This is a genomic window from Pseudonocardia nantongensis (assembly GCF_046546495.1).
Classification (GTDB): Bacteria; Actinomycetota; Actinomycetes; order Mycobacteriales; family Pseudonocardiaceae; genus Pseudonocardia; species Pseudonocardia nantongensis.
Genome location: NZ_JBKGXT010000019.1, coordinates 42,326 through 56,821 on the forward strand (window position 1 = coordinate 42,326; position 14,496 = coordinate 56,821).

General features: G+C 73.5%; 18 protein-coding genes. 12 read left to right on the top strand and 6 right to left on the bottom strand.

The window, feature by feature from the left end:
- Positions 1-16 precede the first annotated feature (16 nt).
- Positions 17-889 carry an MBL fold metallo-hydrolase gene (locus tag ACLFMI_RS20025; RefSeq protein ID WP_410949442.1) on the top strand — a complete coding sequence of 291 codons (873 nt, stop codon included), beginning with the start codon at positions 17-19 and terminating at the stop codon, positions 887-889.
- Between the two features lie 7 nt (positions 890-896).
- Here ACLFMI_RS20025 and ppk2 read toward each other — a convergent pair whose 3' ends face one another.
- Complete coding sequence (ppk2, locus tag ACLFMI_RS20030; RefSeq protein WP_410949443.1) at positions 897-1,883, bottom strand: polyphosphate kinase 2; 987 nt, start codon at positions 1,881-1,883, stop codon at positions 897-899.
- Between the two features lie 751 nt (positions 1,884-2,634).
- Between ppk2 and ACLFMI_RS20035 the strand changes: the two genes are divergently transcribed.
- The 10 genes from ACLFMI_RS20035 to ACLFMI_RS20080 all read left to right on the top strand — a co-directional run bounded on the left by ACLFMI_RS20035 (position 2,635) and on the right by ACLFMI_RS20080 (position 9,283).
- Positions 2,635-3,510 (top strand): hypothetical protein, encoded by an 876-nt coding sequence (locus ACLFMI_RS20035; protein WP_410949444.1) that lies wholly within the window; start codon positions 2,635-2,637, stop codon positions 3,508-3,510.
- Positions 3,503-4,783, top strand: a complete 1,281-nt coding sequence (locus ACLFMI_RS20040; protein WP_410949445.1) for an SRPBCC family protein — start codon at positions 3,503-3,505, stop codon at positions 4,781-4,783. The genes ACLFMI_RS20035 and ACLFMI_RS20040 overlap by 8 nt, the downstream gene beginning before the upstream one ends.
- A gap of 87 nt (positions 4,784-4,870) precedes the next feature.
- Positions 4,871-5,260, top strand: a complete 390-nt coding sequence (gene gvpJ, locus ACLFMI_RS20045) for a gas vesicle protein GvpJ (protein ID WP_410949446.1) — start codon at positions 4,871-4,873, stop codon at positions 5,258-5,260.
- Complete coding sequence (locus tag ACLFMI_RS20050) at positions 5,257-6,027, top strand: GvpL/GvpF family gas vesicle protein (RefSeq protein ID WP_410949447.1); 771 nt, start codon at positions 5,257-5,259, stop codon at positions 6,025-6,027. The genes gvpJ and ACLFMI_RS20050 overlap by 4 nt, the downstream gene beginning before the upstream one ends.
- Position 6,028: 1 nt before the next feature.
- Entirely contained in the window at positions 6,029-6,274 is a 246-nt protein-coding gene (locus tag ACLFMI_RS20055; protein WP_410949448.1) for a gas vesicle protein GvpG, read from the top strand.
- Positions 6,267-7,259, top strand: a complete 993-nt coding sequence (locus ACLFMI_RS20060; protein ID WP_410949449.1) for a gas vesicle protein GvpO — start codon at positions 6,267-6,269, stop codon at positions 7,257-7,259. Before ACLFMI_RS20055 ends, ACLFMI_RS20060 begins: the two co-directional genes overlap by 8 nt.
- Before the next feature lie 28 nt (positions 7,260-7,287).
- Positions 7,288-7,944 carry a gas vesicle protein GvpJ gene (locus ACLFMI_RS20065; RefSeq protein WP_410949450.1) on the top strand — a complete coding sequence of 219 codons (657 nt, stop codon included), beginning with the start codon at positions 7,288-7,290 and terminating at the stop codon, positions 7,942-7,944.
- A gap of 9 nt (positions 7,945-7,953) precedes the next feature.
- Entirely contained in the window at positions 7,954-8,718 is a 765-nt protein-coding gene (locus tag ACLFMI_RS20070; protein ID WP_410949451.1) for a GvpL/GvpF family gas vesicle protein, read from the top strand.
- Positions 8,715-8,960 (top strand): gas vesicle protein, encoded by a 246-nt coding sequence (locus ACLFMI_RS20075; RefSeq protein ID WP_410949452.1) that lies wholly within the window; start codon positions 8,715-8,717, stop codon positions 8,958-8,960. Before ACLFMI_RS20070 ends, ACLFMI_RS20075 begins: the two co-directional genes overlap by 4 nt.
- The gene (locus ACLFMI_RS20080) at positions 8,957-9,283 is read left to right on the top strand and encodes a gas vesicle protein K (protein ID WP_410949453.1); all 327 of its coding nucleotides are present in this window, start codon (positions 8,957-8,959) and stop codon (positions 9,281-9,283) included. Before ACLFMI_RS20075 ends, ACLFMI_RS20080 begins: the two co-directional genes overlap by 4 nt.
- A gap of 31 nt (positions 9,284-9,314) precedes the next feature.
- On the opposite strand, the gene ACLFMI_RS20085 is transcribed toward ACLFMI_RS20080, so the two are convergent.
- The 5 genes from ACLFMI_RS20085 to ACLFMI_RS20105 form a co-directional block, all read right to left on the bottom strand.
- Positions 9,315-9,539, bottom strand: coding sequence for a hypothetical protein (locus ACLFMI_RS20085; protein WP_410949454.1), 225 nt, complete (start codon positions 9,537-9,539; stop codon positions 9,315-9,317).
- Positions 9,540-9,619: 80 nt separating this feature from the next.
- Entirely contained in the window at positions 9,620-10,324 is a 705-nt protein-coding gene (locus ACLFMI_RS20090) for a glycosyltransferase family 2 protein (protein ID WP_410949455.1), read from the bottom strand.
- The gene (locus tag ACLFMI_RS20095) at positions 10,321-11,652 is read right to left on the bottom strand and encodes a bifunctional PIG-L family deacetylase/class I SAM-dependent methyltransferase (RefSeq protein WP_410949456.1); all 1,332 of its coding nucleotides are present in this window, start codon (positions 11,650-11,652) and stop codon (positions 10,321-10,323) included. Before ACLFMI_RS20095 ends, ACLFMI_RS20090 begins: the two co-directional genes overlap by 4 nt.
- Positions 11,652-12,671: an acyl-CoA dehydrogenase gene (locus tag ACLFMI_RS20100; RefSeq protein WP_410949457.1), complete on the bottom strand. Its 1,020-nt coding sequence runs from the start codon at positions 12,669-12,671 to the stop codon at positions 11,652-11,654. The genes ACLFMI_RS20095 and ACLFMI_RS20100 overlap by 1 nt, the downstream gene beginning before the upstream one ends.
- 292 nt (positions 12,672-12,963) lie before the next feature.
- Positions 12,964-13,704, bottom strand: a complete 741-nt coding sequence (locus tag ACLFMI_RS20105) for a sigma factor-like helix-turn-helix DNA-binding protein (RefSeq protein ID WP_410949458.1) — start codon at positions 13,702-13,704, stop codon at positions 12,964-12,966.
- Between ACLFMI_RS20105 and ACLFMI_RS20110 the strand changes: the two genes are divergently transcribed.
- Positions 13,640-14,485, top strand: coding sequence for a p-hydroxycinnamoyl CoA hydratase/lyase (locus ACLFMI_RS20110; RefSeq protein WP_410949459.1), 846 nt, complete (start codon positions 13,640-13,642; stop codon positions 14,483-14,485). The two genes, ACLFMI_RS20105 and ACLFMI_RS20110, sit on opposite strands and share 65 nt — an antisense overlap.
- Positions 14,486-14,496 lie beyond the last annotated feature (11 nt).

Consider the following 14,496-nt stretch of genomic DNA (forward strand, 5'->3'; position numbering starts at 1 on the left):
GCATGCGGAGGACGAGATGCACCTGCAGGACGGCCCGCTCTGCCGGCGGTGCGGGGTCCAGTACCCGCTCGCGGCCGGAACCGGGCCCTGCCCGGTCTGTGAGGACGAGCGCGAGTACGTCGACTGGGCGGGCCAACGCTGGACCACGCCCGCGGACCTGGCGGCCGAGGGGCTCCGCGGTGAGGTTCGCGAGGAGGTGCCGGGCCTCTGGGGGATCGGGACGACCCCGTCGTTCGCCATCGGCCAGCGGGCGTTGCTGGTGCCCGGACCCGGCGGCAACGTGTTGTGGGACTGCACGGCCCTGCTCGACGACGACACGGTCGCCCGGGTGCACGAGCGCGGCGGCATCGCCGCGATCGCCGTCTCGCACCCGCACTACTACTCGACGGTGGCGGCCTGGAGCCGCGAGTTCGGCGACGTCCCCGTGTACGTGCACGCCGCCGACCGGGACTGGGTCCCGCCCGGGGTCGAGGCGGCGCCGTGGGACGGGGCCGAACACGAGATCCTGCCCGGTCGCACCCTGGTGCACCTGGGCGTGCACTTCGCAGGCGGGTCCGTCCTGCACTGGGCCGACGGGACCGACGGGCGCGGCGCGGTCTGCGCAGGTGACATCGTGACCGTCGTGCCGGACCGCCGCTGGGTCGGGTTCATGTACAGCTACCCGAACCTGATCCCGGAGCACCCCGACACGGTCCGCCGGGCGGTCGCGGTGCTGTCCCGGTTCCGCTACGCATCGCTGTACGGCGCCTGGTGGGGACACGTCGTCGTCGGGGACGCGCACCCGGCGGTCGTCGCCTCGGCGCGCCGCTACCTGCACCACCTCGGGCTGGACCCGGACCTCGCGGAGGTGCCGCCTGAGGGCGCGGCGGTACCTGGCCGGCCGGGATGAGCCCCGGTCACGCGCCCCGTCCCCGCTCCGCCTCGACCGCCTCCCGCGGGCGTCCGACGATGAGGGGGTCGGGGACCCCGACGACGTCCGGGTCCTTGGTCGGGTAGTCCAGACCGAACAGGACCCAGCGCAGCGCCTCGATACGGCCGCGTCGCTTGTCGTTGGCGTCGACGACCGTCCACGGCGCGGACGCGGTGTGGGTACGGGCGAACATCGCCTCCTTGGCAGCGGTGTAGTCGTCCCACTTCTCCAGGCTCGCCAGGTCCAGCGGGCTGAGCTTCCACTGCCGCAACGGATCCAGCACCCGGATCACGAACCGGGTCCGCTGCTCGCGGCGGGACACCGAGAACCAGAGCTTCACCAGGTGCACGCCGTCGTCGGCCAGTGAGCGCTCCAGGCTGGGGGCCTCCCGCATGAAGCGCTCGTACTCGTCGTCGGAGCAGAAGCCCATCACCCGCTCGACGACGGCGCGGTTGTACCAGGACCGGTCGAACAGGACGATCTCGCCGGCGGTGGGCAGCCGTTCGATGTAGCGCTGGAAGTACCACTGCCCGCGCTCGGTCTCGGTCGGCTTGTCCAGGGCCACGACCCGGGCGCCCCGCGGGTTGAGGTGCTCGGTGAAGCGTTGGATGGTCCCGCCCTTGCCGGCGGCGTCCCGTCCCTCGAAGAGGATCACGATCCGCCGGCCGGTGTCCTTCACCCAGGACTGCAGCTTCAGCAGCTCGATCTGCAGCGCCCGCTTGGACGTCTCGTAGTCCCGCCACGGCATGCGCTCGGCGTAGGGGTACCCCTCGCGCCAGGTGCCGACGTCCTGCCCGTCCGGGCCGACCAGCGACGCGTCGTCGTCGATGCCCTCGATCACGCTCCAAGCGTGCGCGTCGTCGAGCAGGTCGGCCTTGCGCAACGCCTCGCGCAGCTCCTCGCGGGTTCCCTCCGAGCGGCCCGCGGCGGGGATCTCGCGGAACCGCCGCACGGCCTGTTCGACCGAGGTCATCGGGCACCTCCCCGCAGCCGGACCGACGCCCCCACCCGGCCCGGCGGGCAGGTGCACGTCCGGTCGGGCACGGCGCCGGCAGTGGCGGGCACGGCGGTGTCCGGCAAGCGCGTCATGCGGCAGAGGTACCCGGATCCGCCGGTCAGGAACCTGGTGCGGCGACCGCGTAGTCCTCGCGGCCGGTCCTGCCCGGTGATCGACGATCGAGCGGCGGACGCGGACAACGTGACCGCGTCGACCGCCCGATGAACGATCACCCGTGGTTCGCCGCGCCGGGGCCGTACGAGGCATTTCGGTGGGGTGTCGAGAGACATGATCGAAAACGAATGCAATCGGTGCAGGTCGTGCCGGTGATCTTGAATGTAGTCTAGTCTCATCAGGTGAATTTCGACCGCCCCGGACGATGATCGGAAAGGGGCGACGGAGATCTTTCCGGGGCCTTTCCAGGGCAGTCGGGTAAGCGCTCGGCCGTCAGGGTCGTATGGTCCACGCTGCTGGTCCGGCCGTAGTAGTCCAGGGCTTTGCGTCAGATCGAATGAGTGACGGACGAGGGCCGAAAGGGCCTGAAAAACTTTGCGCCATTCGGGCGGTTCACAAGATGCCGGATCGATGTAGCGTCCGGGTCACTGGCAGGTCGGACGTCGCCCGATTCGTGAGCGGCCGGTCGCTTCTCGTGGAAGGCTCGGTCGGGCCTTCGGTGGCGACCGTCGCCGGTCGAACGGACGACAACCGGAATGGAAAGGTGGACCACATGGGATCACCCGCGAAAGTCGGTCTCGCGGTCCTCGGGGGGTACGTCCTCGGCCGAACCAAGAAGATGAAGCTGGCGATCATGCTCGGCGGAGCGCTGGCCGGCCGGAAGCTGGACCTGTCGCCGACGGAGCTCCTGAGTCGCGGCGCCAAGCTGGCCTCGGCGTCACCCGAGATCGGTCGGCTGCGTGATGCGGTGACCACCCGGCTGCTCGACGCGGGCAAGGACGCCGCGCTCTCGGCGGCGTCGCACCGGATGGAGTCGCTCACCGACTCGCTGGTGGGCCGGGTGGAGAACCTCGGCAAGCCCGTCGAGCAGGTCGCCGGTGGCGCTGGGGAGGCGGCGGGGGCGACCGTCGAGACGGTCGGGGACACGGCCGGCGCCGCGGCGGAGTCCGCGGCGGGCGGGCTCGGTTCCGCCCGTGACGCGGCCACCTCCTCTGTGCGCGGCCGCGGGCAGGACGAGGAAGCCGCCGAGGAACCGGCCGACCAGGAACCAGCCGACCAGGAACCGGCCGACCAGGAACCGGCCGACCAGGACCGGCCGGGCTCGGGTTCCGGGGCGAAGCGGAACTCCCGCGCCGCGAAGTCCACCGGCACGAGCTCGGGCAGCGCGAACCCCCGCAGCACGACCGATGACGACTCGGCACCGAGCCGGCGCACCGGCGGGTCGTCCCGCGCGGGTGCGTCCGGCTCCGGCGCGAGCAGCCGTACGTCGAGAGGGGACCAGCCGGCGAAGAAGCGAACCTCCACGGCTCGCACCGGCAAGAGCACGAGCGCACGCAAGAGCACCGCCAAGAGCAGCGGCACGAACACGGCGAAGAGCACCGGCACGCGCCGGTCCACGCGGACGACGGGGGGTCGTAGCGATGGCTGATTCGGATTCCGACACGGCCACCTCGGTGGCCGACCTGCCCACGGACCGGCTCAAGGGCGCGGTCCAGACGCTGTTGTCCACGGTGGCCGAGCGCGCGGCGAACATGGCGTTGGAGCGGGTGGACTCGCTGACCGGCCGGTTGACCGACGTCGCGGACAACGGCGGCGTGGGCCTGAAGTCCGCGCTGGCCGGCGGCAAGGAGGCGGCCGAGGGAGGTAACCCGGTGACCGGCGCGATCAAGGGTGGCCTGTCCGCCGCCAAGGACAAGGTGATGGGCGCCGTCGGTCTCGGCGGCGACGACCAGGGCAGCGGCGACGGCGGTGGCTCCGGCGGGTCCGGCGGCGGCGGTCGCGGCAAGTTCAAGTTCATGAACATCGTCGAGGAGCTCGACGTCGGCGTGCCGGTGCGCGTCGCTTACGACCAGTGGACCCAGTTCGCCGACTTCCCCACCTTCATGAAGAAGGTGAGCAACGTCGACCAGGAGGCCGACGAGAAGCAGAACTGGCAGGCCCAGGTCTTCTGGTCGAAGCGCTCGTGGACCGCGACGATCATCGAGCAGATCCCCGACACACACATCATCTGGAAGTCGCAGGGCGCCAAGGGCTACGTCAACGGGATCGTTTCCTTCCACGAGCTGACGCCGAACCTGACGAAGGTGCTGCTCGTCCTGGAGTACTACCCGGTCGGGTTCTTCGAGAAGACCGGCAACATCTGGCGCGCGGTCGGTCGGCGCGCACGCCTGGAGTTCAAGCACTACCGCCGGCACGTGATGGTCGAGTCGCTGGTGAACCAGGAGGACCTGGAGGGCTGGCGGGGCGAGATCCGGGACAGCGAGGTCGTCAAGACGCACGAGGAGGCGCTGGAGGAGGAGCGCGCCGCCGAGGAGGACGAGGAGGGCTCGGAGGAGGGCTCCGACTACGCCGACAACGAGTACGCGGACGAGTACGGCGACGAGTACGACGAGGACGGCTGGGCCGAGGACGACACCGAGGACGACACCGAGCGCGAGTACGACGAGCGGGACGACACCGAGGAGCCCCTCGACGAGGACGCCGACGCCGACCGCGCGGAGGACACCGACTACCCGGAGGACGCCGAGGACCTCGACGAGCCGGACGACGTCGAGCAGGAGGACCGGGAGCCGACCGACGAGGCCGCCGACGAGGAAGCTGCCGACGAGGACGCTGATGCGGGCGAGGCCCCGGGGGGCGACGGCGACCGTGGGGGGACGCGGACGACCCGCGCCCGCCGTCGCCAGCCCAGCGGGGCCTGACCGAACCGACGCGCGGCCGTTCCGGGTCCACCGCCCTCGCGCGGCGGTCTCGCCCGGGCGGCACCCGAGCGAAGGAAGTGATCACGAGTGACCGTGAGCCAGCGCCAGGGGGGCGGCCGTGTCGAGCGCTCCCAGCTGGGCGATCTCGCCCAGGTCGTCGAACTGATCCTCGACAAGGGACTGGTGATCGACGTGTTCGTCAAGATCTCGCTGGTCGGGATCGAGCTGGTGACGATCGACGCCCGGGTCGTCGTCGCGAGCGTCGACACCTATCTGCGGTTCGCCGAGGCCACCAACCGGCTGGACCTGCACCAGAAGGGCGGCAAGGACCTGGGAGAGATGGTCGGGGGGATCACCGAGGGCGCCTACGAGGGCGGGGCCAAGGGCACCACCCGTGGCGTGCTGGAGGCCGGCAAGGAGAAGGTCGACGAGTTCCGTGGGGAGCGCAAGCAGGAGAAGCAGGAGAGGCGCCGATGAGCGGGCCTACCGAGTCCGGCACCTACGTCTACGGCGTGGTCGCGGCGGGCTCCGACATCCCGACCGGACTGCAGGCGGTGGGCGCCGAGGGAACCGACATCGCCTTGCTCGATCACCGCGACCTCGCGGCCGTGGTCAGCGACATCCCCGTCGACCGCCCACTGGGCCGGCGCGACGACCTGATGGCACACGAGCAGGTGGTCAACGCGGTCGCCGAGAAGGTCACCGTGTTGCCGATGCGGTTCGGGGGTGTGGTCGAGAACGACCAGGCGGTCGTCGACGAGCTGCTGGAGGAGAACCACGACTTCTTCGTCGAGGCGCTGCGGGCGATCGAGGGACGCGTCCAGTTCGTCCTGGACGGGCGCTACGACCAGGACGAGCTGCTGAGCGGCATCGTCGGGAACAACTCGGACATCGCCGAGCTCAGCGAGTCGATCCGCGGCCAGGACCCGGACGCCACCTACTACGACCGCGTCCGGCTCGGTGAGCGGATCGCGGCCGAGCTGGAGGAGCAGCGCACCGCCGACGCCGAGGATGCCGAGGAGCGCCTCGCGCCGTTTGCCGACGCGGTGCTGGTGAAACAGGCCGGCGGCGAGGACGGGGCCGTCAACATCTCGTTCCTGGTTCCGCGCGACCGACGCTCGGACTTCGAGCAGGCGGTCGACGCGCTCGGCGACGAGTGGGGCGACCGGGTCGCGCTGCGGCTCGTCGGCCCGGTCGCCCCGTTCGACTTCCTGCCCGAGCCCGCCGAGCCGGAACAGGGGTGACATGGGACTGATCACCGGGCTGCTGACGTTGCCGCTCGCTCCGGTGCGCGGCGTCGTGTGGGTCGCCGAACAGGTCGAGGAGCAGGTCGACCGGGAGATGAACGATCCGGCCGTGCTGCGGCAGAAGATCGACGACGCGGAACGCGCCTTCGAGCGCGGAGAGATCGACGAGGCCGAGCGGGACGCTCGCCAGGAGGAGGCACTCGACCGGATGACCGGCCGGGACAGGAGGGGCGGGGGTGGCTGAGCAGCCGAAACGTCCCCGCCGAGAGGCCCCGGCGAACCGGCGCCGGCAGAGCGAGCCGGCATCCGGCGATGCGGGGGCGGAACGTCCCGCGCGCCCGCGCCGCCGCCGGGAGGAGAGCGGCGACGGCACGCGCGCGCGGCGGACTGAGGACGGGACCCGGCGGTCGCGCAACGGAACGTCCGATGGGGACCGCGAGCGCCGCTCCGCGCGTGCCGAGGACGGGGAGCGGGCGCCGCGGCGTCCGCGCGAGGGTCGCTCCGCCGACGATTCGGATCGCCGCCCCGCGCGACGGGCCGCCGACGATTCGGCCTCCCGTCGGCCCGCCCGGCGGCCGCGCGCGGAGCCGGAGGGCCGGGCCGGTGACGCGGTCGACGCGGCCGAGCAGGACGACCACGAGGGTGGAACCCGGTCCCGGCGGCCCGTACGGCGTCGCCCGCGAGGTGCTCCGGTCCAGACGGCCGAGGCCGACGAGGGGGTCGCCACGGACGAGGCGGAGGACGCCGACGGGGACGTCGCCGAGCACACCGCCGATGAGGCCGACGAGGACGCGGAAGCGGACATCGCGGAGGACGACGTCGATGGCGACTCCGACGAGGATGCCGACTCCGATGAGGACGCCGACTCCGGAGAGGACGCCGACTCGGACGAGGACGACGGGGCCGATGCGGACGACAGCGACGACGAGGCCGCCACGGACACCGGGGACCCGTCCCCGCCGGCCCGCCGGAAGCGGTGGGGTGCCCGTGCGGTCTCCCGTGCCGCGGTCGAGCAGGTGATCGAGATGACGGGCCGCCAACCCGAGGGCGTGACCTCGGTGGCGCGCACCGACGACGGCTGGACGGTCGACGTCGAGGTCGTGGAGACCCAGCGCATCCCGGACTCCGCGGATGTGCTGGCGGTCTATCAGGCCGAGCTCGACGAGGAGGCCGAACTGATGTCGTACCGCCGGATCCGCCGCTACATGCGGGGGAGCGGCGACGACTGATGAACCGGCCGGGAAAGAGGGGGCCGACATGAGCGACACGGTGCGATGGACGTCGGGACAGCCGCGGCGACAGGAGTCCCGGGGGGACGGATCGAACCTCGCCGACATCCTCGAACGGGTGCTCGACAAGGGGATCGTGATCGCCGGTGACGTGCAGGTCAACCTGCTCGACATCGAGCTGCTCACGATCAAGATCAGGCTGGTGGTCGCTTCCGTCGACCGGGCCAAGGAGATGGGGATCGACTGGTGGGAGCGGGATCCCTCGCTCTCCGCCGGACGCCAGGACCTGGAGACGGAGAACGCCCGGCTGCGCGAGCGCGTCGAGGCCCTGGAGCGCGCCGCACCGGCGGGCGGGCGTCCCGCCCGCGACGCCCCCGGTGAGATCGAGGGCGCCGACGACGAGGACGAGGACGCCGACCCGGCCGACGCGGGCCAGGCCGACAACGAACCGGCCGACGACGAACCGGCCGACGACGAGCCGGCCGACGACGAACCGGCCGACGATTCAGCCGATGACGTTGCGGCGCAGGAGGATCCGGAGGGCGACCGGGACGAGCCGCAGGAGGACACGGTCGACGAGGAGCCCGCCCCGTCCCGCCGGAAGGGCGAACGCGCGAGCGCGCGGCAACCGGCCCGGCGCCGGTCACCGTCCCGTGACGGCACTCGGAACGAGCGGAGGCGGTGAGGGCAGGCGATGTCGAGGTTCTACGTGTACGCGGTCTGCGGCGAGGCGCCGGACCCCGCGGCCGACGGGCTGACCGGGATCTCCGGATCGGCGGTGGAGGTGCTCCCGTGCGCGGACCTGCTGGCCGTCGTCAGCGAGGTGCCGACCGAGGAGTTCTCCGCCGAACGGCTCGAGGAGTCCATGCAGGACCTGCAGTGGCTGGCCGCCACCGCGCGCGCCCACCACGACGTCGTCGACGGGGTCGGACGGCACACCGCCGTGGCGCCGCTGTCGCTGGCGACGGTGTTCGACGACCGGACGCGCGTGCAGCAGGCGATCGAGGCCCGCCGGGACGGACTGGCCGCGGTCCTCGACCGGGTGCGGGGCCGGGCCGAGTGGGGGATCAAGGTGTTCCGGCCGGAGGCCCCGAGCCGTCCGGCCGAGCAGAAGCAGGAGCGACCGGCGTCCGGCAGCGAGTACCTGCGCCGCCGGAAGGCGGCGGTCGATGCGGCCCGCCGACGCAGCGACGGGGCCGAGGAGGAGGCCACCACCCTGTACGACGAGCTCGCCACGGTGTCGGTCGACGCCCGGCGGCACCGGGTGCACGACAGCTCGCTGACCGGGCGGTCCGAGCCGATGGTCCTCAACGCCGCCTTCCTGGTCGACGACGCGGACTCCGCGACGTGGCGGTCCACCGTGGAGCGGGTCGCGCCGACCGGGTTTCTGGTGGAGGTCACCGGACCGTGGGTGCCGTACTCGTTCGCGGCCGTGCCGGAGCCGGAGGTGGACCGGTGAGCGGCGCCCTGGAGTTCGGCGGGGAGGATCGGACCGGGGTGTTCGGGGGCCGCGAGGTCGCACTGGTCGACCTGCTCGACCGGTTGCTCGCCGGCGGTGTCGTGCTCGTCGGCGATGTGACGATCTCACTCGCCGGAGTGGACCTCGTCCGGGTGTCGCTGCGGGCACTGATCACCTCGATCGCCCCGGTCGACGACGACCTGCCGGCCCCGGCCACCCTCCCCCCGGGACCCGACGCGTGAGCGCCCGGGACCCCGACGACGACACCGCGCCCGGCCGTGCCCGGCCGGGTGGACGGGTGGAGATCGACCGCGACTCGGTCGAACAGGACCTGATGAAGCTGGTCCTGACCATCGTCGAGCTGCTGCGCCAGCTGATGGAGAAGCAGGTCCTGCGCCGGGTCGACAACGGGGACCTGTCGGACGAGCAGGTCGAGGACCTCGGCAGCGCGCTGATGCATCTGGAGACGGCCATGGACGATCTCACCGAACGGTTCGGGCTGACCCCGGAGGACCTGAACATCGAGCTGGGGCCGCTGGGCCCGTTGCTGCCGCGGGACCGGTGAGGCGGTCGCCGCACGCGCGTCCGACATGGGCTCAGATCGGTTCGGAGCCCCCACCGAGGACGTCGGTGTGGTCGACGCCGTGCTCGGTGGCCGTGGGCGCGGTGCCGTCGTCGGCCGCGGCCGAGGCCGCGGCGTCGGCGTCGTCGCGCCGGGCGAACTTCTCGAACAGCCCGCACCCGCAGTCGCACCGGGCGACCCACTGGTCGGCCACGTCGGAGATGGGGAGAACCTGCGGATCATGCAGTTGGGTACTCATGCGGTCACCTCGCGTATCGGGGCCGGACGGTTGATCCAGTGGATCATTCCCGGACGCACCGGCCTACGCCACTCGGACGATCACGCCCCCACCCGTTGATCCGCCCGTACGGGTGAACCCAACAGGTCGGCCAGCCCATCGCGGGCCCGGCCGGTCGTCCGTGCGCTGGTGCACACCGTCCCGGGCGCACCGTGCGCGACCCGGTAGCCGGCGGCCCGTAGCCGGGCGACGATGCCGTGGTCCTCGCCGCAGGCGATGTCCGGGAAACCGCCGACCGACAGGAACGGCCCGGCCCGCAGTCCCAGGTTGGCCCCGTACACCGGATGGTCGGGCAGCGGCGGCTCGCCGGGCGGTGCCGGCCTGCCGGGCAGGTCCAGCGCCACCCCGCCGGCCACCGCGTCCGCACCGGCTGCGGCGGGGTCGAGATGCGCCCGTACCCACCCCGGGTCGACGGTGCCGTCGGCGTCCGTGCTGAGCAGCCACGTCCGCTCGGGGTCGGCGTCGAGGCGCGCCAGCGCGGCCTCCGCCGCCCGGTTCCGCAAGGCGCCGATCGTGCCGCCGGACCGGTCCTCGTGCACCACGGCCGGCAGCGCGGCACCGGAGACGGCGGCCCGGGCGCGCCGCACCGTCGCGTCGGTGCAGCGGTCGGCGAGGACGCACACTGCCGCAGGGCGCCCGGCCACGGCGAGTGCGGCCAGCACCGAGCGGACGCAGGGACCGACCAGGTCCTCCTCGTCGTGCGCGGGTACCAGGACCCCGACCGCGTCGATACGGCGCCGGCTCACCGCCGCCGGACCACGTGCAGCAGGAAGTCCTCGTCGACGTGCTCGACCAGGGTGTCGAAGCGGTCGTCACCGAGCACCCTGCGGTGCACCGCCGCACCGTCGGTGGGCGCCTCCGCCGGCCACCCGCGCCAGTGCACCAGCACCAGGTCCCCGCCCGGGACGAGCGCCCGCGCGACCCGCTCGAGCACCGCGTCGACGCGCTCCTCGGGCAGGTAGTAGAGGACCTCGGAGAGCACGGCCAGGTCGATGCCCTCCGGGAGCGCGCGCTCGTCGTCGATGTCGGCGCGGGCCACCTCTACCTTGGAGTCCGCCTCCACCGCCGCGGTGGTCGCGTGGATCGCCGCGGCGGTGGCGTCGGTGGCCACCAGGCGCCCGCACCGGCCGACCAGGTCGCGTGTGAGGGCGCCCAGCCCGCACCCGGGCTCCGCGCCGACCCGGTAGTCCGTGCGGGGCAACGACGCCAGCAGCACGTCCCGCTTCCGGCGCTCGTACCAGGAGGTGCGGACCTCCCAGGGATCGGCGCCATCGCTGTAGAGCTCCGCGAAGACCGCGGTGGGCGCTCCGTCCCGCGGTGGCTCCCGGAAGTAGACCTCCCGGTCGCCGTGGAAGTGATCCAGGGTGGCGGCAGAGAGCACCGGCCGGTCACCGCCCGCGGGCACCGAGGTCTGCGACGCGTGCGCCGCGATGGCGCACCGCTTGGCCGTCCGGTCGTCCGGCCCCAGGGCCAGCCCGAACGCGCGGTCCCAGGGCACCGCCGGGTCGTCGGGGGAGATCCGGGTCCGGGCCCACACCGGAAACCCGAAGCCGTGCGCCGTCACCGGTGCCGCCGCGATGCAGGCCCGGCCGATGGCCGCGTGATCCGGGTGCGGGTCGGCGCGCCACGGGCTCACCCAGGCGTCCGCGCCGGCCAGCAGCGGTGTCAACGCGGCGACCAGCGCCTGTTCGCCACCGTCCGAACCGGACGGACCCGAACCGGACGACGCCGGATCGGACAGTCGCGAGTCGGGGAGTCCGAGCCGGTGGACCTCGGCGTCCACCCCGAGCTCCGCCAGCGCCGCGTGCAGCTCGCCGATCCGGGTGCGGGCCAGCGCAGCGCGGTCCATCGATCCGACCTCGGGTAGCGCCGCCTCGCCGTCGGTGGCCAGCACCAGTTCGACCCGGCCACCCGCGGCGGTGACGCGACGCAGCAGGCCGGCCGCGCCGAGCGTCTCGTCGTCGGGATGGGCGGAGACCGCGACCAGGCGCCCGATCCCGGCCGGGTCCAGCTCGCGCGCGGCCCGGACCGCGACGGCGTCGTCCCAGGCGCCGGCCGGCACACGCGGCTCCATCAGCGCCCTCCGCGCTCGAGCAGGGCCCGCCCGATGTCGGCGAGATCCCGCCCGCCGTGGTGCTGGCGCAGGTAGATCTGCAGGTCGGCGAGCCGGACGCCGAACCGGGCGGAACCGGCCAGCGCGCTCACCCCGGACACGGCCGGAGCCTCGTCCAGCACGGTACGGCCGGCCCGTTCCACCGCCGAGCGGGCCACCTGCACCGCGCGCCGGTGCGAGCTCCCCGGGTCGCCGTCGATCGCGCGGGCGGTCGAGGCGAGCAGCGCGTCCGCGGCGCTCACCGCGACCACCGCGGTGCCCAGCCCGGCCAGCCGGTGCGGGTCCTCGGCGTCCGGGCCGAGCGCCGCCGCGACCTCGTCGCAGAGCGCCGCCGCGCCGCCCAGCCACACCGCGGCCACGCCGGCGCCGCCCCACCAGAACCCGGGCCGGTCGGTGTAGGCGTCCGGGCCGCCGACGACCGTGTCGGGCGGGACCGGGACGTCGTGCAGCACCACGTCGTCGGAGTCGCCGGCCGCCATCCCCGGAGCCCGCCACCGCCCGGCGCACCGCTCGACGTGGACGTCGCCCAGGTCCAGGTCCACCGTGCGGGTGGTTCCGTCGTCGGCCCCCGCGACGACGAGGGCGCGGTCCAGCAGGTGCGTGCCGGAGCAGAACCGGACGGTGCCGCGCAGCCGGAGCCCGCCGGCTCCGCCGGCCAGGTGCGCACCGCCGCCCGCCCGGGACGCCCAGACGCCGTAGAGGCGGTGGGGCTGCGGCGCGCGCCCGGCCTCGGCCAGGATCGCGACGGCGTCGGTGTGCCCCTCGACGAGCCGGGCCAGCGACAGGTCTCGGCGCCCGAACCGGGCCAGCGCCGCCCAGCGGGACACCGTGTCGCCGTCGCCGGGCAGCGGCAGCTCCAGCTCCCGGTCGGCGAGCGCCGAGCGGAACTCCGCGGCAGGCCCCAACCGGGGCGGCGCCGCCGGCCCGTCCGGGTACGGGACGGGGGCGAGTACTCCGGGCAGGCCAGCCACCGTGGTCACCGGGGAACGATCCCGTGTCCGGCGCCGGCGCCGGCGGCGGTGCCGCGGCCGGCCGGTGGGAGCGTGCGGGCGGGGCGCGAGTGAATCCTCACAGGTGTCCTCCACGATGGACGTGCGATGCCAGGCATCGCGGACGGCGCGGTGCTTCTTGCGTCCCCCGCGCCGGCCGGTTCAAACGCCGGTCGCCGGGGTCGTGTCGGGCGGGGCGCGCCGAACCGACGGATCACATCGGGCATGGCGCCACCCGGGGCCGCGACCGGCGAGCGCGCCTGCGCACCGGCGGGGGAACCCATTAGTCCTCGACGGCCGCGGGCAGGCGCTGGGCCGTCCGGGACAGCAGCCGCGGCACGTGCATCTGCGAGATGCCGATCTCCCCGGCGATCCCGGACTGGGTACGGTTGCCGTAGAACCGCAAGAGCAGGAGCCGGCGCTCGCGTTCGGGCAGGTCGTTGATCCCGTCCCGCAGGTCCTGCCGCCCGGAGACGACCCTCTGTCGCCGGATCCTCGTAGCCGAGCCGATCGCCGAGCGTGAGGTCGTCGTCCGGGCCGGTCCTGTCGAGCGGCTCGGGCCGGTACGCGTCCGGGGTGTTGAGCGCGGTGACGACCTCCTCGGTCCCGGCTCGGAGCTCGACCGCGATCTCGGAGGGGCGCGGCGCACCGCCAAGCCGCTGGGTGAGGTCACGGCCGGCCCGCCGGATTCCGCCCCCGAGCACCTTGACGTCCCGCGGGACCCGCAGCGGCCAGCTGTGGTCGCGCAGCATCTCGCCCCGCACGCTCGGCACCAGGTACCGCGGCGCGGCCCCGCGGGTGGCGGGCCGCCCCCACGGGTCGGCGACGGCCGGCGGACCGGAGTCCCCCCGTACTGCGGGCCGGCGGCACCGGTGCGGGCCCGCCGGTGGTGGCCGTGTGTGAGACGAGGTAAACTCATCAGGAAACCTGATGAGAAGATCACCGAAGGGACGCTCGCCATGGCCGCGCCGACCGCCGACGGTCCCTGGGGCGACACCGTGCTCGTCGAGTTCGACGAGGGCATCGCCTGGGTCACGCTGAACCGCCCGGACAAGCGCAATGCGATGAACCCGGCCCTGAACGACGAGATGGTCGCCACCCTGGACGCGCTCGAGGCCGACCCGCGTTGCCGGGCCCTGGTCCTCACCGGCGCAGGCGACTCGTTCTCGGCCGGGATGGACCTCAAGGAGTACTTCCGCGAGGTCGACGAGTCCGGGGATCCCGCCCTGCAGACCCGGGTCCGCCGCGCCTCGGCGGAGTGGCAGTGGAAGCGGCTGTCGAACTGGTCCAAGCCGACCGTCGCGATGGTCAACGGCTGGTGCTTCGGCGGGGCCTTCACCCCGCTCGTGGCGTGCGACCTGGCGATCTCCGACGAGGACGCGCAGTACGGGCTGTCCGAGATCAACTGGGGCATCCCGCCCGGCGGGGTCGTCAGCCGGGCGCTCGCCGCGACCGTCAGCCAACGCGACGCGCTGTACTTCATCATGACCGGCGAAGCGTTCGACGGCCGTCGGGCCGCGGGGATGCGGCTGGTCAACGAGGCCGTCCCGGCCGCGCGGCTGCGTGAACGGACCCGCGAGCTGGCACTCAAGCTGGCGTCGACGAACCCGGTCGTCATGCGGGCCGCCAAGGTCGGCTACAAGCTCGCCCAGGAGATGCCCTGGGAGCAGGCCGAGGACTACCTCTACGCCAAGCTCGAGCAGTCCCAGTTCCTCGACGGCGAGCGCGGCCGGCAGCAGGGCATGGCCCGGTTCCTGGACGACAAGACCTACCGCCCCGGGCTCTCGGCCTACTCGGACGACTGAGCGGGCCGGGC